This window comes from Staphylococcus sp. HMSC055A09 (assembly GCF_001809655.1).
Lineage (GTDB): Bacteria > Bacillota > Bacilli > Staphylococcales > Staphylococcaceae > Staphylococcus > Staphylococcus capitis.
Genome location: NZ_KV798369.1, coordinates 605,128 through 630,280 on the forward strand (window position 1 = coordinate 605,128; position 25,153 = coordinate 630,280).

The following is a 25,153-nucleotide window of genomic DNA, read 5'->3' on the forward strand; positions in this document are numbered from 1 at the left end:
GTGTTACTTATGCAACCGCAAAGCGGTTGTAATCCACAAAATAAGCACGAATGACAAGAGAAATGAGAATAAAAGAAGTTTCAAGAAAGTCATGAAGTGCAACTCCACTTCTTTCACGAAGTGAAAGTTAGTGTTACTTATGCAACCGCAAAGCGGTTGTAACAAAAGGCGTATTAAGGCAATTACTTTTTAATGATCACAATGGACAAGCCATTGTGTAAGTATCACTAATCATTAAAATGAAAGTGATACTATATAAGCACTAAAGTGCATCTTAAGGATTACAGTTACTAGCGTAACTGCATAAGAAACACTAAGCACTAAAGTGCTAAGTGTTTCTAAAAATTCTACTTGTATTTTAGAAAGTAAAATGGGAAAATATAGTAGTCTATGGATAGACACTTTTAAAGGAGGTGAATCGACGTGGAAAACTTCGATAAAGTAAAAGATATCATCGTTGACCGTTTAGGTGTTGATGCTGACAAAGTAACTGAAGATGCATCATTTAAAGATGATTTAGGCGCTGACTCACTTGATATCGCTGAATTAGTAATGGAATTAGAAGACGAATTTGGTACTGAAATTCCTGATGAAGAAGCTGAAAAAATCAACACTGTTGGTGATGCTGTTAAGTACATCAATAGCTTAGAAAAATAATAAACTTACATCTGAGTCGTCACTCACGTCGGCTCAGATTTTTTCTTTAGTTTTACTTTATTTTCACGTAAAATTAAGATGTATAATTATTTATTTTAGAGTTAGGAGGTTAGGCAGTGGCTAACCATAAAAAGAGAGAGATGGTCAAAGAATTTCAACAAAAATTTACCAAAAAAATGAATGAGTGGGGTTTTAATTTTAATAATATCGATTTGTATCAACAAGCGTTCTCACATTCGAGTTTTATCAATGATTTTAATATGAATCGACTTGATCATAATGAACGTTTAGAATTTTTGGGTGATGCGGTATTAGAATTGACGGTTTCACGCTATTTGTTTGATAAGCATCCTCATTTGCCAGAAGGTAATCTGACAAAGATGCGTGCAACAATTGTTTGTGAGCCCTCACTTGTAATATTTGCAAATAAAATTGATTTAAATGAACTTATTTTATTGGGTAAAGGTGAAGAAAAAACAGGCGGTAGAACTAGACCATCATTAATATCTGATGCTTTTGAAGCATTTGTAGGTGCTTTATATTTAGACCAAGGTCTAGATACTGTATGGAAATTTGCTGAGAAAGTCATTTTCCCATATGTAGAAGATGATGAATTAGTTGGTGTGGTCGACTTTAAAACACAGTTTCAAGAATACGTACATCGACAAAATAAAGGTGATGTGACCTATCGCCTTATTAAAGAAGAGGGTCCTGCCCACCATAGGTTATTTACTTCTGAAGTTATTTTAGAAAATAATGCAGTTGCAGAGGGTAAAGGAAAGACGAAGAAAGAATCCGAACAAAAGGCAGCCGAGCAAGCTTATAAGTCAATGAAGAAAAATGAGTCATTTTAATGTAGATGAGTGACATCTATAGAGAAGCATACGCATACATAATTATTAATTAATTAGAAATAGTAATAATGAGATTGTATTGTGATATGCTGATAAACTCAACATGAATGTGATAAGGAGAATAAGATGGTTTATTTAAAATCAATAGATGCCATAGGATTTAAGTCTTTTGCCGACCATACCAATGTCCAATTTGATAAAGGTGTGACAGCTATTGTTGGTCCTAATGGTAGTGGTAAAAGTAATATTACTGATGCAATTAAATGGGTATTGGGTGAACAATCAGCTAAATCGTTACGTGGTTCTAAAATGGAAGATATTATCTTTTCAGGAGCAGAACATAGAAAGGCTCAAAACTATGCTGAAGTAAAACTCAAATTAGATAATCATTCTAAAAAATTGCAGATTGATTCAGATGAATTAGTAGTCACTCGGCGTCTATACCGTAGTGGAGAAAGTGAATACTACTTAAATAACGATCGTGCTCGTTTAAAAGATATTATTGAAATCTTTTTAGATTCAGGTTTAGGAAAAGAAGCATTCAGCATCATTTCACAAGGTAGAGTTGACGAAATTTTAAACGCTAAACCTATCGACCGACGACAAATTATTGAAGAATCAGCTGGCGTATTAAAATATAAAAAGCGGAAAGCTGAATCTATTAACAAGTTAGATCATACTGAAGATAATCTAACTCGTGTTGAAGATATCTTATATGATTTAGAAGGTCGAGTTGAACCACTTAAAGAAGAAGCAGCAATTGCTAAAGAATATCAACAGTTATCCAAACAAATGGAACAAAGTGATGTTATCGTTACGGTACATGACATCGATCAATATACGGAAGATAACACTAAATTAGACCAACGTTTAAATGAGTTGAAAAGTCAGCAAGCAGATAAAGAAGCACAACAAGCTCTGGTAAATCAATTGTTGCAAAAGTTCAAGGGCGAACGTCAGCAAGTTGATTATGATATTGAAAAATTAAACTATGAATTAGTTAAAACAACAGAAACATATGAACAACTCACTGGGAAATTAAATGTATTAGAAGAACGTAAAAAGAATCAATCAGAAACAAATGCTAGATATGAAGAAGAACTTGAGAACTTGAATGCTCAGATTGAATCGATTAATCATGAAAAGCAACAAAATGAAGAAACGTTAAATGAACTTAAAGATAAACAGAAACATTTAAATAAAGAAGTACAAGATCTAGAGTCAATTCTGTACGTATCTGATGAACAACACGATGAAAAGCTTGAAGAAATTAAGAATAATTATTATACGCTAATGTCTGAACAATCGGACGTTAATAATGATATACGTTTCCTTGAACATACGATTAATGAAAACGAGGCAAAAAAATCTAGATTAGATTCGAGACTTGTTGAAGCATTTAATCAGTTAAAAGAGATACAAAATAATATTAATGAAACTGAAAAAAGTTATAAAACTTCTAAGAAGGCTTTAACTGAAGCGGAACAACACATTCACCGTCTTGAAAACGATTTAACCAAATCTAAAAAACAGCAATCTGAATATGAAGATAAGCTGTATCAAGCCTACAGATATAATGAAAAATTAAAATCTAGAATTGATAGTTTAGCTATTCAAGAGGAGGATTATACGTATTTCTTCAATGGGGTTAAACACATTCTCAAAGCTAAAGATAACGAATTGAGAGGAATTCATGGCGCAGTAGCTGAAGTGATTGATGTTCCATCTCAAATGACTCAAGCAATAGAAACAGCTTTAGGTGCATCACTTCAACATGTCATCGTTGATAATGAGAAAGATGGGAGACAGGCGATTCAATTTTTAAAGCAACGCAATTTAGGGCGTGCGACATTTTTACCTTTAAATGTTATTAAGCCACGACATATTGCGTCAGATATTAAAGAGATAGCTCGTCAAACTGAAGGGTTTATTAATATTGCGTCAGATGCTGTAAATGTTTCTTCCAAGTACCAAAGTGTCATTGAAAATTTATTAGGAAATACAATCATCGTTAATGATTTAAAACATGCTAATGAATTAGCTAGAGCTATACGTTATCGTACTCGAATTGTAACTTTAGAAGGAGATGTAGTTAATCCTGGTGGTTCAATGACTGGCGGTGGTGCACGAAAATCGAAAAGTATTCTTTCTCAAAAGGATGAACTATCAAAAATGCGTCATCAACTTGAGGATTATCAACGCCAAACTGCAGATTTTGAACGTCATTTTAAAGAATTAAAAGACAAGTCCGAACAATTAAGTGAGCAGTATTTCGATGCGAGCCAACAATATAATACGTTAAAAGAAAAAGTGCATCATCATGAATTAGAGTTAGATCGTTTAAAAACACAAGAGACGCATCTTAAGAACGAACATGAAGAATTTGAATTTGAGAAAAATGATGGTTATCAAAGTGATAAAAGTAAAGAAACTTTAACGCAAAAACAGGCGCGTTTATCTGAAATCCAACAACAATTGACTGAATTAGAGAGTGAAATTGAACGTTATACTCAATTGTCTAAAGAAGGTAAAGAATCAACAACTAAAGCTCAACAACAACTTCATCAAAAACAATCCGATTTAGCAGTGGTGAAAGAGCGAATAAAATCTCAAAAAGTCGAGATTGAACGTTTAGTTAAACAACAAGAATCAACGCAGCAACAAATTAAGACTATTGAAGAGAAAATAAGGCTGTTTAATTCTGACGAAATGATGGGTGAACAAGCATTTGAGGATTTGAAATCTCAAATTCAAGAACAAGAAGAGGCACGTGATCAGCTTAATCAACAACATGAAGAACTTAAACAACAACGTATCAATCTAAATGAAACGATTGAGAATAATGAAAGTCAGCTTCAAGTTTGTCATCAAGATATTTTAGCTATCGAAAATCATTATCAAGATATTAAAGCAAAACAATCAAAATTAGATGTGTTGATTAATCACGCGATAGACCATCTGAATGATGTATATCAGTTAACTGTAGAGAGAGCACGCGCTTTATATGAATCTAATGAACCTATTGAAAGTCTACGTAAGAAAGTCAAACTTACGAAGATGTCTATAGATGAGTTGGGTCCAGTAAACTTAAATGCTATTGAACAGTTCGAGGAATTAAATGAACGTTATACCTTCCTCAATGAGCAACGCACAGATTTAAGAGAAGCTAAAGAGACACTTGAACAAATCATTAATGAAATGGATCGTGAAGTAGAAGGACGTTTTAAAGAAACATTCCATGCGGTACAGGAACACTTTACAACTGTCTTCAAACAATTATTCGGTGGCGGACAAGCTGAACTACGTTTAACAGAGGATGATTACTTATCAGCAGGTGTTGATATTATTGTTCAACCTCCTGGTAAAAAGCTTCAACATCTTTCTTTATTAAGCGGTGGTGAACGTGCATTAAGTGCTATAGCATTATTATTTGCAATTCTTAAGGTACGTTCTGCTCCATTTGTTATACTAGATGAGGTAGAGGCAGCGTTAGATGAAGCGAATGTGATTCGCTACGCTCAATACTTAAATGAACTATCAGAACAAACACAATTTATAGTTATTACTCATCGTAAAGGAACGATGGAGTTCTCTGACCGTTTATATGGAGTCACAATGCAAGAGTCAGGTGTTTCTAAGTTAGTTAGCGTTAACCTAAATACTATAGATGAGGTTATGAAGGAGGAACAAGCATGAGTTTTTTTAAACGCTTAAAAGATAAATTTTCAGGTAAAAGTGAAGATGAGATTCAAAAAGAATTAACTGAAGATGTGGAATCAGACGAAACAAGTGATTCGGATGCATCAAGTGAATCAGGTGAACCCAATGTCACTGATATAATCGAAGAGCCTAAACCTAAGAAAAAACCAAAAAAATTAAGTGAAGCTGATTTCGACGAAGATGGTTTAATCTCAATTGAGGACTTTGAAGAAATTGAAGCCCAAAAAATTGGTGCGAAATTTAAAGCTGGTTTAGAAAAATCACGTCAAAATTTCCAAGAACAGTTAAATAATTTAATTGCACGCTATAGAAAAGTAGACGAAGATTTCTTTGAAGCACTTGAAGAAATGCTTATAACGGCTGACGTTGGTTTCAATACAGTAATGAAATTGACAGATGAATTACGTACGGAAGCGCAAAGACGCAATATTCAGGAAACTGAAGATTTACGTGAAGTTATTGTTGAAAAAATTGTCGAGATTTATCACCAAGAAGACGATCATTCAGAAGCAATGAATCTTGAAGATGGTAGATTGAACGTTATCTTAATGGTTGGTGTCAATGGTGTGGGTAAGACCACTACAATTGGTAAGTTAGCATATCGATATCAACAAGAAGGTAAAAAAGTGATGCTTGCAGCTGGAGATACATTCAGAGCTGGCGCAATCCAACAATTAAAAGTTTGGGGAGACCGTGTAGGCGTGGAAGTTGTAAGTCAGAGTGAAGGCTCTGATCCAGCAGCAGTAGTATACGATGCAATTAACGCCGCAAAAAATAAAGGTGTAGATATTTTAATTTGTGATACTGCAGGTCGTCTACAAAATAAATCTAACTTAATGCAAGAACTTGATAAAATGAAACGTGTAATTAGTCGAGCAATCCCTGATGCACCTCATGAAGCATTACTATGTTTAGATGCTACAACAGGTCAAAATGCGTTGTCACAAGCGCGTTCATTTAAAGACGTGACAAATGTTTCAGGTATTGTATTAACCAAATTAGATGGTACTGCTAAAGGTGGTATCGTTCTTGCCATACGTAATGAATTGCATATCCCTGTTAAATATGTAGGCTTAGGTGAAAAACTTGATGACTTACAACCATTTAACCCTGAAAGTTACGTATACGGTTTATTTGCTGATATGATCGAACAAAATGAAGATATTCCTGATGAATTAATTGATGAATCATCGAATGAAACTGAAGAAGGTACTCAAGATGGGCCAAGATGATTTAGTTAAAACAATTAGAATGAATTATTTGTTTGATTTTTATCAATCATTATTAACTCAAAAGCAGAAAAGCTATTTAGAATTATTTTATTTACGAGATTATTCATTAAGTGAAATCGCTGATACATTTGAAGTGAGTAGACAGGCAGTTTATGATAATATAAGAAGAACTGGCGATTTAGTAGAAGATTATGAAACTAAACTAGGTTTATATAGAAGATTTGAGAAACGCCAAGAAATTTATGATTTAATGAAACAATCTCTTAATAATCCAGATTTACTAAAAGAATATATCGCTCAATTAGAAGAGTTAGAGTAGTAATAATTAAAAAAAGGAGGGCACTAGTAATGGCATTTGAAGGATTATCCGATCGATTGCAAGCCACGATGCAAAAAATGCGTGGTAAGGGTAAAGTTACTGAAGCGGATATCAAAACAATGATGCGAGAAGTACGATTAGCATTATTAGAAGCCGATGTTAACTTTAAAGTTGTTAAAGAGTTCGTTAAAACTGTTTCTGACCGTGCTTTAGGTTCAGATGTTATGCAATCTTTAACACCCGGCCAACAAGTGATTAAAATTGTTCAAGAAGAACTTACAAGCTTGATGGGTGGAGAAAACACATCTATTAAAATGGCAAATAAACCACCTACTGTTGTCATGATGGTTGGTTTACAAGGTGCCGGTAAAACTACAACTGCTGGTAAATTAGCATTATTAATGCGTAAAAAATATAATAAAAAGCCGATGTTAGTTGCAGGAGATATTTATCGTCCAGCTGCGATTGACCAATTACAAACTGTTGGTAAACAAATTGACATACCTGTATATAGTGAAGGTGACCAAGTTCAGCCTCAACAAATTGTTGAAAATGCATTAAAACATGCTAAAGAAGAACATTTAGATTTTGTCATCATCGATACAGCGGGACGTTTACACATTGATGAAGCGTTAATGAATGAGTTACAAGAAGTTAAAGAAATTTCTAAACCAGATGAAATTATGCTAGTTGTTGACGCAATGACAGGTCAAGATGCTGTCAATGTTGCGCAATCATTTGACGATCAACTAGATGTATCAGGTGTAACTTTAACGAAACTTGATGGTGATACACGTGGTGGTGCTGCACTATCTATACGTTCGGTGACTCAGAAACCTATTAAATTTGTAGGTATGAGTGAGAAATTAGATGGTTTAGAACTATTCCATCCTGAACGTATGGCTTCTCGTATCTTAGGTATGGGTGACGTGTTAAGCTTAATTGAAAAAGCACAACAAGATGTTGACCAAGAAAAAGCTAAAGATTTAGAGAAGAAAATGCGTGACTCTTCATTTACATTGGATGATTTCTTAGAACAATTAGATCAAGTTAAAAACTTAGGTCCTTTAGATGATATTATGAAAATGATTCCTGGAATGAACAAAATGAAAGGATTGGATAAGCTTAATATGAGCGACAAACAAATTGACCATATTAAAGCGATTATTCAGTCTATGACTCCTAAAGAACGTTCAAACCCAGAAACACTAAATGTTTCTCGTAAGAAACGTATAGCTAAAGGTTCTGGTCGTTCATTACAAGAAGTCAATCGTCTTATGAAACAGTTCAATGATATGAAGAAAATGATGAAACAATTTACTGGTGGCGGCAAAGGTAAAAAAGGTAAGCGAAGCCAAATGGAGAATATGTTAAAAGGTATGAATTTACCATTTTAATAAACATTTTTAAAACATCGGACAATTTTGTTGATTGTTCGATGTTTATTAATTGTGGAAACCCTAGCTAAAAGCTAGTGTGTAAGTCCCACTAACTAAATAAATATAAAGGTTCGCCTGAGCTAAAGCTCATATACGCCGTGATTGATTGGGAATTATGCTTATAATACCCTAATCAATTGTGCGGGGGCGAGAAGACGAATTCATGATGAATTCTGTCTCGCTCCCATAACCAAATCTACGATTTATTTCATAAATTCAGTAAAGGAACGCCTGAGCTAAAGCTCATGCATAACCAAATCTACGATTTATTTCATAAATCTAGATTTGGTAAAGAAAAAAGTCTTTACAAACTTTTGTGTAACTGTTAATATTTATTCTTGTAGAAAATAAAATGAAAACACATAAAGGAGAGTAATTTAAATGGCAGTTAAAATTCGTTTAACACGTTTAGGTTCTAAAAGAAACCCATTCTATCGTATCGTAGTTGCTGATGCACGTTCACCACGTGATGGTCGTATCATCGAGCAAGTAGGTACTTACAATCCAGCAAATGTTAATGCACCAGAAGTTAAAATTGATGAAGAGTTAGCTTTAAAATGGTTACACGATGGTGCTAAACCAACAGATACAGTTCACAACATTTTATCAAGAGAAGGTATCTTGAAAAAATTTGATGAACAAAAAAATGCTAAATAATTAGCTTAAATTGTTGTAAGTCTGAGACATTATTAATGTCTCAGACTTTTTTAACTTTTGGATAGAATTAAACACATTTAAAAGAGGCATGACTTATTCTCTTTTTTCTAAAGTTTCTCTTATATATCATGCTTACATCGTTATTTCCAAACAATTTGAAATGATTGTTATATCACTTTTTATATAACCACGCATACGTGATAAAATATACATAATTCATTTTCAAAAAAGTTAAAAATAGATAGACTAGGAGGGGCGTTGAATGGAAGTAGAAGTAGGACAAATTGTAAATACACATGGAATTAAAGGCGAAATTAAAGTTAAGTCGAATTCAGATTTTACAGAAACACGATTTCAACCAGGTGAAAATTTAATTGTTAAACACAATAATGAAGATATCGAATATACTGTTTCATCTTATCGCATACATAAAGGGTTTCACATGTTAAAATTTGAAGGAATAAACAATATTAATGATATTGAACATCTCAAAGGTGATTATCTATATCAAGAACGTGATCATGAAGATATCGAGTTGGATGAACATGAGTTTTATTATTCGGATATCATAGGATGTACAGTTTTTGATGATACAGATACTCCTATCGGTCGAGTAATTAATATCTTTGAGACTGGCGCCAATGATGTGTGGGTTGTTAAAGGAGATAAAGAGTATCTTATTCCATACATTGAAGATGTGGTTAAAGATATAGATGTGGAAGGTAGATCAATTAAAATTACACCTATGGAAGGATTGTTAGATTAATGAAAATTGATTATTTAACGTTATTTCCAGAAATGTTTGATGGTGTGCTGAATCATTCGATTTTGAAACGCGCTCAAGATAAAGAAATTATTGATGTAAATACAATAAATTTTCGAGATTATTCAATCAACAAACATAATCAAGTGGATGATTACCCATTTGGCGGTGGGCAAGGCATGGTGTTAAAACCTGAGCCTGTTTTTAATGCTATGGAAGATTTAAAAAGAGATGACGATACGCGTGTGATATTAATGTGTCCTCAAGGTAAACCTTTTACTCAAGAGATAGCTCAAGTGTTAAGTAAATCGCAACATATTGTATTTATTTGTGGTCATTATGAGGGCTATGATGAACGAATCAGAGAGCATCTTGTTACTGATGAAATTTCTATGGGAGATTATGTGCTTACAGGTGGAGAGTTACCTGCAATGACTATGACTGATGCAATTGTGCGCTTGATTCCTGGAGTGTTAGGCAATGAAGCTTCCCATCAAGATGATTCATTTTCAGATGGATTATTAGAATTTCCTCAATATACAAGACCAAGAGAATATAAAGAAATGAAGGTGCCGGATGTCTTATTATCCGGAAATCACGCTCACATTGAACAATGGAGACATGAACAAAAATTGATTCGCACTTACGAAAAACGACCGGATCTTTTAGAAAATTATGAGCTCAGTCAAAAAGATAAAGAAATTTTAGAAACGTACAAAAAGCAATTGAAAAACAAGTAGCGTTATGATAACATAATTTAAGTGTGAAAAAACACTAAAAATCACTATGATCCGCTGCTATACTTTTGTCTAGGCAAGAACATAGGTTGAAGGAGAGAATTTATAATGAGTAATCATAAGTTAATCGAAGCAGTAACTAAATCACAATTACGTACTGACTTACCTACTTTCCGTTCTGGTGACACTTTACGTGTACACGTTCGTATCGTAGAGGGTTCACGTGAACGTATCCAAGTCTTCGAAGGTGTTGTAATTAAACGCCGTGGTGGAGGAATTTCTGAAACTTTCACAGTTCGTAAAATTTCTTCAGGTGTAGGTGTGGAAAGAACATTCCCATTACACACTCCAAAAATTGAAAAAATCGAAGTTAAACGTCGCGGTAAAGTACGTCGTGCTAAATTATACTACTTACGTAGTTTACGTGGTAAAGCTGCTAGAATCCAAGAAATTCGTTAATCAGCAAACTCGACATTTTCAACACAAGTTATTTGTAACTTGTAATAAAGATAAAGCTTTCAAACATCTTAATAAAAGGTGTTTGAAAGCTTTTTTGTTTCATTTGAATGTTAAGTACTTACAAAATCGTATAAATAAAACACACCATTGTCTTTAAGAATGATATGCTTCCTAAAAGTTGGACTGAAAATCTAAAATTAGGGGCGGACATTTTATAAGTAAATATTACAAATTTAAAATCAAGTTAAAAATAGTTCAAGACTATTTAAATGAATGTCTAAGAATGTCATATTTATACAAAATAACCCATCAACAACTCTGTTGATGGGCAATATTCTAACTTATATTTAATTATTACAATTTAACATTCACTAAAAGGAAATCATTTTCCTCTTAAAAACAGAATTAATATAATAAATCCTGCAACAATATAGTAAAATAATAAAAAATATATCGCATGTATTGGATTGTTGTCTACAATAATTCCTTTATTCCAAATTACTTTAGATATTGTGTACAGACATACAAAAGCCAATGGAAATGCGAATAATATGTATTTTTTCAAAGAACCACATCCTATTTCACTTTACTATTGGCATATCTAATACATTCACCATAAGTCCATGTCAAACTAGCTGCTAATCCAACTACAGTACCTTTACCGCCTAATTTCAATATTATTTTAGCTGCTTTTTGCCAACTTCCTGTAGTCATTGCGTCAATTAAAGTACCCGTAGCAGACACACCTAATATTTCAGGAATTTTATTGTAAAGGCAACCATTACGTACTTTCAGCCATTTCTTCGCATGTTTTTGTTCTGATGGACTTGCATTTGGCGCATCATCTCCATAATTACCGGAGGCTCTTGATGCTGTTCCGCTATGTTTATATTGATTTGCATCTTGATCTGACAAAAGTAGTCCTTTTTTACTTAACCCATTTATTATTTCTGATTAATATTTGTTATTTTGCAAATTATTTACAATGGTAGATTTTTGATATCCTATAATTTTACCTTCTGACTTTATTGAAGACTGTTCAAACGTAACCTGTAATGCTTGTGCTAATTCATCGACTTCTTTTTGATTAAATTTATGCCCTTCCTCAGCTTTAGAAGAAAATGGAGAAACTACAGTTAATGCTAATACAAACGACAGCAAAGAGATTACAAATCTTGACAATAGTTTATTCATTTTTACAAACAAAACCAAAACTCCAATCTTGATATTTTGTGATACATTTTACTTTTATCATATTGTATAGTTAGGTTTTGTATTATTGCCTATATGTCTGAGTTAAGTTCTTAAAGGTCCTATATTAGTTTTTGACTATTGTTTTAAATAATATTATAAATTAATGTCCAAGCGTTATTTATCGCCTGAGAGTTCGCTTTGACTATGTGTAGCATGACCTAGAAAGAAGTATATATGTTCAAAGAGAATCACATATTTCAAAGTATGTCTAAAAAAGGTAACTGGCTATATAATTTTTATAATAATACTAGAATTAAATCAAAATTTAAAGACTTGTCTCCTAAACAACATTGGAAACAAATCTTTAAAATAACATACTGAACTAACGTAGAACTTTTAGGGTTCAATACATAAGTTAACGCAGTGCAAATCAAAATGATTAAACTTTATTTTTTCTTACTTTTTTAGTAAACATGATACTTAAAATGACTCCAATGATACTTAAAATAATTAACCAATAAAAATGTGGCGGTGTGTAAGTCAATCTAATCGTTGTTTGTCCAGCTTTAGCTGGAATTGTAGTCATAATTCCGTTACCTTTTTTTACATCTAAAGGCTTACCGTTGGCTCTAGCTTGCATGCCATTTTCATAAGCTATAGGTAACACGATATATCCGTTATCGTTTTTATTTTTAGTAATCGTATAACCATTTCTCTCTTTTTTTACTTTTACTGAATGTAATTGTTTAGAAGCTTTTTTAAGTGTGTGATAATTTTCCCCATAAATTCCTTTAATCTTAAATCTATACGTACCTTCAGACATATGAATATTAAGTTTGTCTGAAGCTTTCACACGCATTGTCACAGGTGATACCACACGTCGATATTTATATGACAACGCATTTCGATTTTGACTATATTCATTTACGCCAATACTATGTTCCTTATCAGGAGTGAGCAGTTCAACATCCATTTCGAGATACATGTCTTTATACTTTTTAGTTAAAGAATGAGGTAATGTGAGTTGAACGCCTCCATTATTTTTATCTACCTTTAGCTGATTTTTCTTTTTCCATTGTGAATCTTTTAATTGTAGTTGAGCATCATTTAATAGATTTTTATTAGGGCTAAACGTAGTGTTAACACTTTTCGTATTATTATCGAATACCACACCTTGAAGCATCGCTTGTTCTCTATCTAGAGGTGATTTTAAGTTATTAGAATCATAGACTTTATGCGTAATGTGTGCGCTTGGATAAGAAATCGTATTCTTTGAGTGGATCCATTGATCTTTCCCATCTTTGATAAGATTTTTCTTTTTAAATCCATAAGGCATGTTTAAGTCATTGGGATGTCTTAATCTATCTTGTACATTCCATAAAGCCATCAAATTCGCTCGATTACCTAAATAGCGATATGTACTATTTTTATCTACAGGCATGTTGATTTGCATTGTTTTATCATAGTATTTTAAAATTTGACCGTTGAAAATGCTTGAATATAAAGATGTACCATTGTAGTGATATATAAATGGTGAGTTAAGTGCGTAAAATGAAAAATAATCTAATCTTTTCAAAGGATCTAGTTTATCACTAGTCATTTGATTAATTTTATTGTTTAATACTTTACTTCTATAACTTGAATCGTTAATAGTGTCCATCGTAGTTTGGTATGGTTCAATAGTTATTTTTTTTGAATCATTTACCATAATAACTTGTTCAACTAAAAATAGAATAACTAGCCCGATTGCTATCCATTTTCTTTTTAAAAGTGATTTTCTGTATAATAATAAGCCAATAACTATCATTATTATAATTGCAATATACATCCAATTTACAGAGCGATCAGTGTAAGTGATGTAAAAACAGCTATATAAAAATATAGGTATAGCTATAATTAAATAATTCTTTAGAGATAATTCGCTTAAATGTTGTATGAAAAGTGCAATTAAAGCGCCTGATGATAATGCTAAAAAGTAAACCCAACGTCTTTGAGGTAATGAGAACCCATTGAATGAACTATCAAACCATTGTGATAAAGAACCAATGAGTAGTAACCAAGTTGCAACGGCGAATAACTTATAATAATAATTTTGATATAGCTTGAATGAAAATAACGCAATAATTACAATAATAGAAATTGTTATATAAAAACCATCAGTAAATATATTATAATTTTTTTCAAATAAATTGGTTAAAAAGGTAATTCCAAATTTAGGATTCTGTGATCTATCATTATTTAAAAATGAAGAAACACCAGTATAAAGACCAAATAAACTTGATAAAACACTTAATAAAGTAGCGATAACTAATATGTAAAATTTTTGCCAACGATTAACAATATCTTGCGGATGTACTGCAATGAGGCGATATATTAAATAAAATCCTAATACAACCGCTTCATAATAACTAAAATAGAAATTAGTGAATAGTGTAAATGTAATTGCAAAGATAAACCATCCTAACTTGCGCTCTCTAAAAAATCTTTCCATAGCCCAAATTGACATAGGTAGCATGATAAGTAAGTTACCATAAAATGACCAAGTAAAATTATAATATGTCATAACGGTAGACATGCCATACAAAATAGTTGCAATAAACATAGGTGCGGGTTTGAATTTCAAATACATAAACAAATAAAAAGTAAAAATCAAAGTAATTACAGTTCGCACATATGCCATAACAAGTTGATTAGTTGGCCAAAAGCTAATGTCATGTGGATTAATATGAATAGTATGTTCAAGTCCCCAAATACATGCAAAATTGATCCACATAAGTGGTGACATTGAGTAGTAATATGCTAATGATTTCACATAATCTCCACCCAAACCAAAAGAGGCATCATAGAACCCTTTAAAAGAAGCAAAATGTTCATACAGATACATTTGGAAAGGCATCATTTGCCTAAAACCATCACCACTTCCACTGAAAACGTCGCCTTTTGTCATGTATTGATAGATAAATGGAAAGTAGAGTATTAATGAAAGGATACAGCTTAATATTAGGATAGATAGAAATCGCCTTTTAGGTGTTTGCCAAAACTTTTTAATCACGGTGAATCCTCATCTTTCTTTTTATTGAATTCGTATATCTTATATATATCATACTAAAAATAATACTTATAAATGAAATAAATATCATTGTTTTCCAATAAGGGGGCTGATATTTAATAATTATAGTTTGATCATTCTTGTTTACTGGAACACCAGTCATCATATAATTTACTTTATGAATGTTAACTTGACGGCCGTCAATATAAGCACGCATACCAGCTCGATAAGGAATATTTATGGTAGCTAAACCTTTAGAGTGTTGACCGAGATTCACTTTCACACCATTTTTAATATCATTGTAATCCATATTAAAGTTTGCATTATGATGTGCAGTTTTGAGTGTCTTATAATTTTCTCCACTGAGATTGAGTAACTTAAATTTGAAACCGCCATTTGGAGATAATTTAATAGAAATATTGCCATTTTTATCAGGTTGGGTCCGATAAAGTTGTGTGTTTATCCCAGTTTTGTAGACTGAATTATTATAAAGACGGTTATTAAAGTAATTATTAACATTTACAGTGTAATTACTGTCTGGATTACCTCGTTTAATATATAAAGTTATATAAAAGTCCTGATATTGCTTACGGATTTTTTTAGGTATATGAATGTTAACAGTTCCCATATTATTTTTAACTTCTAACTGATTATTTCCTTTACTTTTAATATTCTTAGTTGTTATACGTGCATGTTTTAGTAAATTCTTACTTTGAGAATTGAAATCTTTGCCATTTGAATCTACAATCGCTCCTTTAAGCATTGCATGTTCACGGTCTATCGGTGTTTTTAAGCTTTGACTATTATATAGGTTATTAGTCACTTTAACGCTAGGTAAATTAAGCTGATTTTCATATATGTCATATTGGCCGCTCGATTTCACTTTTTTGAAGTAAGTAGGTATATTATTTTGATATTTTTTTAACATTACATATTTAATTGAGAATAAACTATCGATATTTTGTCTAGCATTGGTCGATTGATAACGACTAAGTGATTCCTCTGCTAAATTAATTTTTAAAGCATCATAATAGAAATCCAAGATATTGTGATGAAAGATACTAGAATAAAGACTCAAACCTTTAAAGTTTTGATACATCGGTGTATTGTCCTGTTCATTAACCCGCCAATCAATACGCTGGTCATCCTTCTTACTACTCTTCATTTCTTTAACTAATGCTCTTTGTAAATCAGAGCTATATAGACTAGAATTCGCATAAAATGTATTCGCTCGATCTTGATGGTCTTGGAAGTAAATTTGATTTTTTATAAAAACAAAACTCACCATCATACTTAAGGCAACAATTGAAATAATATAAATATATGTAAGTTGTATGCGAATCTTTCTCTCTTTTAAAAATAAAATTAATAATCCAATAATTGAAACTACCGGTACAAGTATTAACCATGGTAAAAATTTATGATAACAATAGGCGCTAATATAAATAATGAGTTGGGCGATCAAACTTGTAGTGATATATGATTTAACACTCACCGTTCTAAAGTACTTTACATATAGTCCGATTAATAAAGATGATGAAAAGGCTAAAATAAAATGCCAACGCTTCTGAGGTGCTGAAAATCCATTAAAAATTTGATCTATAAGTGGTATAAAAGTAAATATGATGAGTACTACGGTCATCAGTGCAAATAATCGATAATAGTAGTGTCTATATAATTTAAAGGTTAATATACTTTGAATTGTTAAAAATAAAATGACGATAAGATAGTTATCGAAAAATATGTTTGTATTAATATTCAGATGCTCAAAAGTTGGAACATTTCCAGAGAATGATACCCGTCTATTGTTTACGAAACTTTGTACGCCGTGAAAGAAAATAAATAAGCTATTTCCTAAAGCTAATACTGCTGGGATAAGTAAAGTGCACAAGGTTCTTATTCGTGTTGAATCATCATCAGGATGCCTAAACATGATTCTAATTAAGCCATAAACACTAGCAATAATTAAAAAATAGTAAGCAAAATAGAAATTATTTATTAATACTAATGTAATAGTTAAGATTAACAGACCACTTTTACGTTGTTGAATTGACTTTTCCATGGCCAATAAAAGTAAAGGTAACCAAATAAACACATCACTGAAAAATGGCCAATAAGCTGTAAATCTGAAATAGAGTGGTGAGATTACAAATAAAAATGCGGTAAATATACTCAAAATTTTATTTTTAAAAATGTATTGAGCATATAAAAATGTACAATAAAGCGCAATCGTCCCCTTAAAAATTGAGACGATTAAAGCGTTATTCATCCAAAACATCACTTGATGTGTATCTAAAGATATGAATAATTTTACAAACGAAATAATTAGAACATTAATGATAAATAATAAATTTGTTGAAAAATAATAACTTAAATCAGTGAAGAAATCCCCACCTAAGCCAAAGTTAGACGCATAAAATAGATTCCCTTGATGCCACTGATTGTAAAGATACATTTGTATTGGAACCATTTGTTCCATGCCATCATTTGGACCAGTTGATAAAATACCATCGTGATAAAAACGATATACGACATAACTATGTCCAATAAGTGATAGCACTATAAATAATACGGTATAACTTAAAACTCTTTTCATTAATTACTCCTAAATAACTTGATGCTTGTTATCTAATTCTCTTATTAGTTATTTAAATTGTAGGCGATAGCGTCAATGAATGAAAGTGATTTTGTTTAAGATATGTGATGTTTACACAAACTTAAATTTTGAGTTATTTAATGTTGTTATTCATTTTTAAAAATAAAAGATAAGCATGTTACACTTAAAGTGGTTGTATAAACAGAATTAAAGTATAATTAGTAAGTCGAATTAATTATACGATTATTATAAATTGAACATGAAAGTAAGGTGATATTAATGGCGATACAATGGTATCCAGGACATATGGCGAAAGCTAAAAGAGAAGTGAGTGAGCAACTCAAAAAGGTTGATGTAGTATTTGAGTTAGTTGATGCTCGTATACCATATAGTTCTAGAAATCCTATGATCGATGAAGTTATTAAACAAAAACCGCGAGTGGTTATTTTAAATAAAAAAGACATGACTAACTTAAAAGAATTAGAAAAGTGGGAAGGATTCTTTAAGGAACAAGGGTTCTTTCCGGTAGCAGTTGATGCTAAACATGGTAAAAATTTAAAAAATGTAGAGGCTGAAGCAATAAAAGCTACGAAAGAAAAATTTGAACGTGAAAAGGAGAAAGGGCTTAAACCGAGAGCGATACGTGCAATGATTGTTGGTATTCCAAATGTCGGGAAATCAACTTTAATTAATAAATTGGCGAAACGTAGTATTGCAGAAACAGGTAATAAACCAGGTGTTACTAAACAACAACAGTGGATTAAAGTTGGGAAATCACTTCAATTGTTAGATACACCAGGAATATTATGGCCTAAATTTGAGGACGAGGAAGTCGGTAAGAAATTAAGTTTGACTGGTGCAATCAAGGATAGCATCGTTCATTTAGATGAAGTAGCAATTTATGGCTTAAACTTCATGATTGAACATGATTTAGAAGGTCTCAGACAACATTACAATATAGATGTAGACAAAGATGCAGAAATTTTAGAGTGGTTTGATGCGATTGGTCGTAGGAGAGGCCTTCTTCAAAAAGGTAATGAAGTAGATTATGAATCAGTCATTGAATTAATCATTAATGATATGAGAAATGCTAAGATAGGTACATATTGTTTTGATATTTTAAAAGAAATGAAGAGTGACTTATAAATGACATCAACAATTAAAGAAATACGTGATCAACTTGCATTAATTCAATCTATAGAAGAACTTGAAGCGCATGTAGCTAATGAAGATACCCGAAAAGGAGTTCAAAAAGCTATAGAATCACGTAAAAAGTATTTAATCAAACAACAAGAACTAGAAAACAATTATATTAGTATGAATCACTATGAAAATGAAATATTGAATCATGATAATGAGGCACTAATATGTGGAATCGATGAGGTAGGACGAGGACCACTCGCTGGTCCTGTTGTTGCTTGTGCAGTCATATTAAATAAAGGCCATCATTATCTTGGGTTAAATGACTCTAAAAAGGTACCAGCTAAACAGCGCTTAATTTTAAATGAAGAATTGAAAAATAATGTTACGAGTTACGCTTATGGAATTGCAACTCCACAAGAAATTGATGACTTGAATATTTATAAAGCTACACAGGTAGCCATGCAAAGAGCGATTAATCAATTAAGTATTCAACCTACACATTTACTTATTGATGCAATGAAACTTGATAATGATATTCCTCAAACATCAATTATAAAAGGAGATGCTAAAAGTGTTTCAATTGCTGCAGCTAGTATTATGGCGAAAGAATATCGTGATAATTATATGAAAGAACTAGCTAATGATTATCCTAATTACGGATTTGAAAAAAATGTTGGATATGGTACTAAACAGCATTTAGAGGCAATTGACACATTTGGTGTAATAAATGAACATCGCAAATCCTTTGAACCTATCAAGTCGATGTTAAAATAATTTGAATTTTAATTTAATTGCAAAAAATATGGTCTTTCAGTTTACAATAGCGCTTTCATTTTTTATAATTAAAAGGGAACTTAACCTAAGAAACAGGAGGATGGAAGATGAATATCCACGAGTATCAAGGTAAAGAAATATTTCGTTCTATGGGCGTAGCCGTTCCAGAAGGACGAGTAGCATTCACTGCTGAAGAAGCGGTGGAAAAAGCGAAAGAATTAGATTCAGATGTATATGTGGTTAAAGCACAAATACACGCTGGGGGTAGAGGTAAAGCAGGCGGTGTAAAAATTGCTAAATCACTTTCTGAAGTTGAAACTTACGCTAATGAATTATTAGGGAAACAATTAGTTACTCACCAAACAGGACCTGAAGGTAAAGAAGTTAAACGCTTATATATCGAACAAGGTTGCGATATTCAGAAAGAATATTATGTTGGTTTCGTAATTGACCGTGCAACAGACAAAGTTACTTTAATGGCGTCTGAAGAGGGTGGTACTGAGATTGAAGAAGTGGCAGCTAAGACACCTGAGAAAATCTTTAAAGAAACAATCGACCCAGTTGTAGGTTTATCTCCTTATCAAGCACGTCGTATTGCTTTCAACATTAATATTCCTAAAGAATCTATTGGTAAAGCAACTAAATTCTTATTAGCACTTTATAACGTGTTCATTGAAAAAGATTGCTCTATCGTAGAAATTAATCCACTAGTAACTACTGGTGATGGACAAGTATTAGCTCTAGACGCTAAATTAAACTTCGACGATAATGCATTATTTAGACATAAAGATATCGTTGAATTACGTGATTTAGAAGAAGAAGATCCTAAAGAAATCGAAGCATCTAAATATGACTTATCATATATCGCTTTAGACGGTGATATCGGTTGTATGGTTAACGGTGCAGGTTTAGCTATGGCAACAATGGATACTATTAATCATTTTGGTGGAAATCCAGCTAACTTCTTAGATGTTGGTGGCGGTGCTACTAAAGAAAAAGTTACTGAAGCTTTCAAAATCATTTTAGGTGATGACAATGTTAGAGGTATCTTTGTAAATATCTTTGGTGGAATTATGAAATGTGACGTTATCGCAGAAGGTATCGTAGCAGCAGTTAAAGAAGTAGAATTAACTTTACCATTAGTAGTACGTTTAGAAGGTACAAATGTTGAGCGCGGTAAAGAAATCTTAAACGACTCAGGTTTAGCAATTGAACCAGCAGCTACTATGGCTGAAGGTGCACAAAAAATCGTTAAACTTGTTAAAGAAGCGTAAGGAAAGGATGGGAGCACTAAGATGAGTGTATTTATTGATAAAAATACGAAAGTAATGGTACAAGGTATCACAGGGTCTACTGCCCTTTTCCATACAAAACAAATGCTTGATTATGGAACACAAATTGTCGCAGGGGTAACACCAGGTAAAGGTGGACAAGTTGTCGAAGGTGTTCCTGTTTATAATACAGTTGAAGAAGCTAAAAATGAAACTGGCGCTAACGTATCAGTTGTATACGTTCCAGCACCATTTGCTGCAGATTCAATTTTAGAAGCAGCTGAAGCTGAATTAGATATGGTTATCTGTATTACTGAACATATTCCAGTTGTGGATATGGTTAAAGTTAAACGTTATTTACAAGGACGTAAGACACGTTTAGTAGGACCAAACTGCCCAGGTGTTATTACGGCAGATGAGTGTAAAATCGGAATTATGCCTGGTTACATTCATAAAAAAGGTCACGTAGGTGTTGTATCTCGTTCAGGTACTTTAACTTATGAAGCCGTACATCAATTAACTGAAGAAGGCATCGGTCAAACAACGGCTGTTGGTATCGGTGGTGACCCAGTTAATGGTACAAACTTCATTGATGTATTAAAAGAATTTAATGAAGATCCTGAAACTAAAGCAGTAGTAATGATTGGTGAAATCGGTGGTACTGCTGAAGAAGAAGCTGCACAATGGATTAAAGATAATATGAATAAACCAGTAGTAGGATTTATTGGTGGTCAAACTGCACCTCCAGGAAAACGTATGGGACACGCTGGTGCAATTATCTCTGGTGGTAAAGGTACTGCAGATGAAAAAATCAAAACATTAAATGATTGTGGTGTTGAAACTGCAGATACACCATCAGAAATTGGTACAACTTTAATCGAAGCAGCTAAAAAAGCTGGAATCTATGATGAATTATTAACAGTTGATAAATAATTGATAGATTTTTATTAGACTCGAACCTTTAATTAGGTTCGAGTTTTTTTATAGTCTTAGTGGAAGTGATATATATAATAGTAGAAACTCGTCACCGTTTAATGAAAAATGAGTTTGGAAAATTACTCCTTACAATCACATTAAATTTAACACTTATATGTCTTTGAATAGTAATAACCAACTGGGTTAAATTGAGCTATAATACTTCTAAAGGAGTAATGCATAGTGATTCAACACACTTTATTGAAGCTCTATTGGGCTAATTTCGCCACAACGCAAGTTCATCAATTTATTAAAGAATATCCAGAAGTTATTTCAGAAAATGCACTAATTCAAAATGAGATGATTGAGGATTGGGCTAAAAGACAAACCTCATCCACAGTCAGGAGAAAATTGAGCTTATTTAAATCATTTAATACAGAAGTTATATTTCAAGAAATGACTAAAATGAACCTCAAATATTTAACTTACTTTGACAAACATTATCCTCAATTACTTAAAGAAATTTATGATTTCCCATATGTAATTTTTTATAAAGGAAATAAACAACTATTTAATTGTCCTCATACTTTAGCTGTTATAGGCTCAAGAAAGTCAACTTTATATACAACTCAAGCTTTGGAATACCTTTTCCCATCATTTAAATCACTGAAAATGACGATTATTTCCGGATTAGCATATGGTGCAGATAGTATAGCTCACCAAGTCGCACTAAAAAATAAACTTCCAACAATAGGTGTTCTTGGCTTCGGCCATTCATATCATTATCCTAAATCATCTTTAAAGACAAGAGAGAATATCGAACGAAAAGGACTAGTTATAAGTGAGTATCCACCTCATTCTCCCATAACCAGATATAAATTTCCTGAAAGAAATAGATTGATTAGTGGACTCGCTCGGGGTCTATTAATTACAGAAGCAGAGAAAATAAGCGGTAGTCAAATAACAGTAGACTGCGCTTTAGAACAAAACCGGAATGTATATGTTTTACCAGGATCAATGTTTAATCCTATGACCAAAAGTAATTTACTTAGACTTCAAGAGGGGGCACAAGTCGTTTTAGATGAAAGTAGTATTCTTTCAGACTACATTTTCTAAAATACTTTTGAATATACCTCTATTTATAGTGAATGACATGTATTAAATTAGTTAAAGTTTTATGTGACAAAATTAATAATATTTGTAACAAAATGTGAATTTAAAAATTAAAACGTTGACAAACATAAAATTAAGCGTTTATCATTTATCTTTAGTAATTCAATTTGCAAGGGGGAAATCACTTTGGCAGATAATTTAGTCATAGTTGAGTCGCCTGCAAAAGCTAAAACCATTGAAAAATATTTAGGAAAAAGATACAAAGTTATCGCTTCAATGGGACACGTACGTGACTTGCCTAGAAGTCAAATGGGTGTCGATACTGAAGATAACTATGAACCAAAATATATTACAATTCGCGGTAAAGGTCCGGTTGTTAAAGATTTAAAGAAATATGCTAAAAAAGCTAAAAAAGTTTTTCTCGCTAGTGACCCCGACCGTGAAGGTGAAGCGATTGCCTGGCATTTATCAAAAATTTTAGAACTAGAAGACTCAAAAGAAAACAGAGTAGTATTCAATGAAATTACAAAAGATGCGGTAAAAGATAGTTTCAAACACCCTAGAGGTATTGAAATGGATTTAGTTGATGCTCAGCAAGCACGTCGTATTCTGGATAGACTCGTGGGTTATAATATCTCTCCTGTATTATGGAAGAAAGTTAAAAAAGGTTTATCTGCAGGACGTGTTCAGTCAGTAGCTCTTCGTTTAGTTATCGACCGAGAAAATGAAATACGTAATTTCAAACCAGAAGAATATTGGACTATTGAAGGGGAATTTAGATATAAAAAGTCTAAATTTAATGCTAAGTTCCTCCATTATAAAAATAAACCTTACAAATTAAATACAAAAGAAGACGTTGAGAAAATTACAACAGCTCTTGATGGAGATCAATTTGAAATTACGAATGTAAATAAGAAAGAAAAAACACGTAATCCAGCTAACCCATTTACTACTTCAACCCTTCAACAAGAAGCTGCACGTAAGTTAAACTTCAAAGCTCGTAAAACTATGATGTTAGCGCAGCAACTATATGAAGGTATTGATTTAAAACGTCAAGGTACTATCGGTTTGATTACTTACATGCGTACAGATTCTACACGTATATCAGACTCTGCAAAGTCAGAAGCTCATAACTATATTACTGATAAATATGGTAAAGAATATGTGTCTAAACGTAAGGCAACCGGTAAACAAGGTGACCAAGATGCCCATGAAGCGATTAGACCTACAAGTACTTTAAGAACTCCAGATGAAATGAAACCTTATTTAACTAGAGATCAACATCGTCTGTATAAATTAATTTGGGAACGTTTTGTGGCAAGCCAAATGGCTCCAGCAATTTTGGATACTATTGCACTCGATGTTACTCAAAATGATATTAAATTTAGAGCAAATGGTCAGACTATAAAATTCAAAGGTTTCATGACACTATATGTTGAAGCTAAAGATGATAAAGAAAATGATAAAGAAAATAAACTTCCTAAATTAGAGGAAGGCGATAAAGTTACAGCAACTCAAATTGAACCTGCACAACACTTTACTCAACCGCCTCCACGTTATACAGAAGCACGTTTAGTTAAGACACTAGAGGAACTTAAAATAGGAAGACCTTCAACTTATGCTCCGACTATAGATACTATTCAAAAGCGTAACTACGTTAAATTAGAAAGTAAACGATTCGTACCAACAGAACTTGGCGAAATTGTTTATGAACAAGTCCAAGAGTACTTCCCAGAAATTATTGATGTAGAGTTTACTGTTAACATGGAAACTTTATTAGATAAAATAGCTGAGGGAGATACGAATTGGCGTAAAGTAGTTGGTGATTTTTATAATAGTTTCAAGCAAGATGTTGAACGTGCTGAAGAGGAAATGGAAAAAATAGAGATTAAAGACGAACCAGCTGGAGAAGATTGTGAAGTCTGTGGTTCACCTATGGTGATTAAAATGGGAAGATATGGTAAGTTTATGGCTTGTTCTAATTTCCCTGATTGTCGAAATACTAAAGCTATTGTTAAATCTATCGGAGTAACATGTCCTAAATGTAATGAGGGTGAAGTAGTTGAACGGAAATCCAAGAAGAATAGAATATTTTACGGATGCTCTCAATACCCTGATTGTGACTTCATTTCTTGGGATAAACCAGTAGGAAGAGAATGTCCTAAATGTAACCACTACTTAGTAGATAAGAAAAAAGGTAGAAGTAGCCAGGTCGTTTGTTCTAACTGTGATTACAAGGAAGAAGTTCAAAAATAGATTAA

General features: G+C 32.4%; 19 protein-coding genes and 1 pseudogene. 16 read left to right on the top strand and 4 right to left on the bottom strand.

Annotated features, from left to right (window positions below):
* Window positions 1–423: 423 nt before the first annotated feature.
* The 10 genes from HMPREF2642_RS08480 to rplS all read left to right on the top strand — a co-directional run bounded on the left by HMPREF2642_RS08480 (window position 424) and on the right by rplS (window position 10,837).
* Window positions 424–657: an acyl carrier protein gene (locus HMPREF2642_RS08480; protein ID WP_001830184.1), complete on the top strand. Its 234-nt coding sequence runs from the start codon at window positions 424–426 to the stop codon at window positions 655–657.
* 140 nt (window positions 658–797) lie between these two features.
* On the top strand, window positions 798–1,511 hold the full coding sequence (gene rnc / locus HMPREF2642_RS08485) for a ribonuclease III (RefSeq protein WP_211181602.1): 714 nt from the start codon (window positions 798–800) through the stop codon (window positions 1,509–1,511).
* Between the two features lie 126 nt (window positions 1,512–1,637).
* Window positions 1,638–5,207 (top strand): chromosome segregation protein SMC, encoded by a 3,570-nt coding sequence (gene smc, locus HMPREF2642_RS08490; RefSeq protein WP_030064763.1) that lies wholly within the window; start codon window positions 1,638–1,640, stop codon window positions 5,205–5,207.
* Window positions 5,204–6,463: a signal recognition particle-docking protein FtsY gene (ftsY, locus tag HMPREF2642_RS08495; RefSeq protein WP_030064764.1), complete on the top strand. Its 1,260-nt coding sequence runs from the start codon at window positions 5,204–5,206 to the stop codon at window positions 6,461–6,463. The genes smc and ftsY overlap by 4 nt, the downstream gene beginning before the upstream one ends.
* Window positions 6,450–6,782, top strand: coding sequence for a putative DNA-binding protein (locus tag HMPREF2642_RS08500; protein WP_002435170.1), 333 nt, complete (start codon window positions 6,450–6,452; stop codon window positions 6,780–6,782). Before ftsY ends, HMPREF2642_RS08500 begins: the two co-directional genes overlap by 14 nt.
* 29 nt (window positions 6,783–6,811) lie before the next feature.
* Complete coding sequence (gene ffh / locus HMPREF2642_RS08505) at window positions 6,812–8,179, top strand: signal recognition particle protein (RefSeq protein WP_002435148.1); 1,368 nt, start codon at window positions 6,812–6,814, stop codon at window positions 8,177–8,179.
* Between the two features lie 423 nt (window positions 8,180–8,602).
* Window positions 8,603–8,878 carry a 30S ribosomal protein S16 gene (rpsP, locus tag HMPREF2642_RS08510; protein WP_002453071.1) on the top strand — a complete coding sequence of 92 codons (276 nt, stop codon included), beginning with the start codon at window positions 8,603–8,605 and terminating at the stop codon, window positions 8,876–8,878.
* Window positions 8,879–9,140: 262 nt separating this feature from the next.
* Entirely contained in the window at window positions 9,141–9,644 is a 504-nt protein-coding gene (rimM, locus tag HMPREF2642_RS08515; protein ID WP_030064768.1) for a ribosome maturation factor RimM, read from the top strand.
* Window positions 9,644–10,381: a tRNA (guanosine(37)-N1)-methyltransferase TrmD gene (gene trmD / locus HMPREF2642_RS08520; RefSeq protein WP_030064770.1), complete on the top strand. Its 738-nt coding sequence runs from the start codon at window positions 9,644–9,646 to the stop codon at window positions 10,379–10,381. The genes rimM and trmD overlap by 1 nt, the downstream gene beginning before the upstream one ends.
* A gap of 105 nt (window positions 10,382–10,486) precedes the next feature.
* Window positions 10,487–10,837 carry a 50S ribosomal protein L19 gene (gene rplS, locus HMPREF2642_RS08525; protein WP_002436293.1) on the top strand — a complete coding sequence of 117 codons (351 nt, stop codon included), beginning with the start codon at window positions 10,487–10,489 and terminating at the stop codon, window positions 10,835–10,837.
* Window positions 10,838–11,413: 576 nt separating this feature from the next.
* Here rplS and HMPREF2642_RS08530 read toward each other — a convergent pair.
* The 4 genes from HMPREF2642_RS08530 to HMPREF2642_RS08545 all read right to left on the bottom strand — a co-directional run bounded on the left by HMPREF2642_RS08530 (window position 11,414) and on the right by HMPREF2642_RS08545 (window position 17,676).
* The gene (locus HMPREF2642_RS08530; RefSeq protein WP_070597779.1) at window positions 11,414–11,752 is read right to left on the bottom strand and encodes a hypothetical protein; all 339 of its coding nucleotides are present in this window, start codon (window positions 11,750–11,752) and stop codon (window positions 11,414–11,416) included.
* A 39-nt stretch (window positions 11,753–11,791) separates the two neighbouring features.
* A complete protein-coding gene (locus HMPREF2642_RS08535; protein ID WP_227959510.1) occupies window positions 11,792–11,998 on the bottom strand; it encodes a hypothetical protein in 207 nt (68 codons plus the stop codon).
* Between the two features lie 472 nt (window positions 11,999–12,470).
* Window positions 12,471–15,083 carry a YfhO family protein gene (locus HMPREF2642_RS08540; RefSeq protein ID WP_030064780.1) on the bottom strand — a complete coding sequence of 871 codons (2,613 nt, stop codon included), beginning with the start codon at window positions 15,081–15,083 and terminating at the stop codon, window positions 12,471–12,473.
* A complete protein-coding gene (locus HMPREF2642_RS08545) occupies window positions 15,076–17,676 on the bottom strand; it encodes a YfhO family protein (RefSeq protein WP_070597780.1) in 2,601 nt (866 codons plus the stop codon). Before HMPREF2642_RS08545 ends, HMPREF2642_RS08540 begins: the two co-directional genes overlap by 8 nt.
* A 279-nt stretch (window positions 17,677–17,955) precedes the next feature.
* On the opposite strand from HMPREF2642_RS08545, the pseudogene ylqF reads away from it, so the two are divergent.
* The 6 genes and pseudogenes from ylqF (at window position 17,956) to topA (ending at window position 25,148) form a co-directional block, all read left to right on the top strand.
* A pseudogene (ylqF, locus tag HMPREF2642_RS08550) lies at window positions 17,956–18,839 on the top strand (ribosome biogenesis GTPase YlqF).
* On the top strand, window positions 18,823–19,593 hold the full coding sequence (locus tag HMPREF2642_RS08555; RefSeq protein WP_030064786.1) for a ribonuclease HII: 771 nt from the start codon (window positions 18,823–18,825) through the stop codon (window positions 19,591–19,593). Before ylqF ends, HMPREF2642_RS08555 begins: the two are co-directional and overlap by 17 nt.
* 107 nt (window positions 19,594–19,700) lie before the next feature.
* Entirely contained in the window at window positions 19,701–20,867 is a 1,167-nt protein-coding gene (gene sucC, locus HMPREF2642_RS08560) for an ADP-forming succinate--CoA ligase subunit beta (protein WP_002436291.1), read from the top strand.
* Window positions 20,868–20,888: 21 nt separating this feature from the next.
* Window positions 20,889–21,797, top strand: a complete 909-nt coding sequence (sucD, locus tag HMPREF2642_RS08565) for a succinate--CoA ligase subunit alpha (protein ID WP_002436344.1) — start codon at window positions 20,889–20,891, stop codon at window positions 21,795–21,797.
* Window positions 21,798–22,022: 225 nt separating this feature from the next.
* On the top strand, window positions 22,023–22,895 hold the full coding sequence (gene dprA, locus HMPREF2642_RS08570) for a DNA-processing protein DprA (protein ID WP_070597781.1): 873 nt from the start codon (window positions 22,023–22,025) through the stop codon (window positions 22,893–22,895).
* Window positions 22,896–23,072: 177 nt separating this feature from the next.
* Window positions 23,073–25,148, top strand: coding sequence for a type I DNA topoisomerase (gene topA / locus HMPREF2642_RS08575; RefSeq protein ID WP_030064789.1), 2,076 nt, complete (start codon window positions 23,073–23,075; stop codon window positions 25,146–25,148).
* Window positions 25,149–25,153: the final 5 nt, after the last annotated feature.